This is a genomic window from Okeania sp. SIO2F4 (assembly GCF_010672385.1).
Taxonomy (GTDB): domain Bacteria; phylum Cyanobacteriota; class Cyanobacteriia; order Cyanobacteriales; family Microcoleaceae; genus Trichodesmium.
The window spans coordinates 1-1,014 of the sequence record NZ_JAAHGT010001507.1 but is presented as its reverse complement, the minus strand read 5'-3'; the positions used below and the strand labels follow the sequence as shown (position 1 = coordinate 1,014).

2 protein-coding genes are annotated in these 1,014 nt (G+C 29.9%); both read left to right on the top strand.

Annotated features, from left to right (window positions below):
- Positions 1 to 587 (top strand): sulfotransferase (locus F6K22_RS41560; protein WP_293111067.1); only part of this gene is annotated, 587 nt, incomplete at its 5' end.
- A 65-nt stretch (positions 588 to 652) separates the two neighbouring features.
- On the top strand, positions 653 to 943 hold the full coding sequence (locus F6K22_RS41555; protein ID WP_293111065.1) for a sulfotransferase family 2 domain-containing protein: 291 nt from the start codon (positions 653 to 655) through the stop codon (positions 941 to 943).
- The last annotated feature ends 71 nt before the right edge of the window (positions 944 to 1,014 follow it).

The following is a 1,014-nucleotide window of genomic DNA, read 5'->3' as shown; positions in this document are numbered from 1 at the left end:
TAGATAATAAAAGAGTTATTATTGATGCGAGTAAAGCTTATCCTTGGATTGGAGAAAAAATTCAAGCTGAAGAATTTACATCAGGAAAAGTAGAAGCATATTTAATTCATTTAGTTCGTGATGGTAGAGCTGTTGTTAACTCTTATCTTAGAAAATATCCTCATTGGGATATGGCTAAGGTGGCAACAGAATGGGTAGAAAAACACAAACTAAGAAATGATTTTTTTGAAAAATTTAATTCTGAGAAAAGAATTGAGATTGCTTATGAACAATTAGCGAGTAATCCTCATCAAACTGTGGAAAAAATTTGTAATTTTGTGAATATAAATTTTATTCCTTCCATGATAGAGTATTGGCAATACGATCATTATGATATTTCTGGTAATGAGGGTGCTTATTCTCTAATTCGTCGCTATCGAGGGCAGGAAATAGAAAATAAAGTACAAAAAATCAATGCTGATTACTACAAGAATGTGGATATAGCCATCAAGTTAGATTTACGTTGGCAAAGAGAATTATCACCAGAAAAACTAGAAATATTTGAGCGTATTGCGGGAGAAACTAATAAACCTTTTGAATGGAATTAAAAGTCAAAATCTTTTTTGTTGTTCAAACAATAATTAAATTATTTTATAACTAAGAACCAATCAAAATGCTAAGATATCACAAACATAAATTTATTTTTGTGGATGCACAAAAAACAGCAGGACAAAGTTTGACAGAGACTTTAAAGAAAAATGTACCTGACTTAGAAAAACTTGTTACTAAGCAGAAACATGGTTCTGCCATAACAGGTAGAGATATATTGGGAGTTGATAAATGGAATGAATACTATAAATTTGCTTTTGTGAGAAATCCTTGGGATAGATTAGTATCTTGGTACAGCATGATTTTAGGAATTTGTTTAGATGAAAAAATGAGCCAAATAAACACTAAATTATAATTTACGGCAGAAAATTATTAGAAACTACAGAAAATACCGATACCTTAATCGTCCAAATCACAATAATTTTT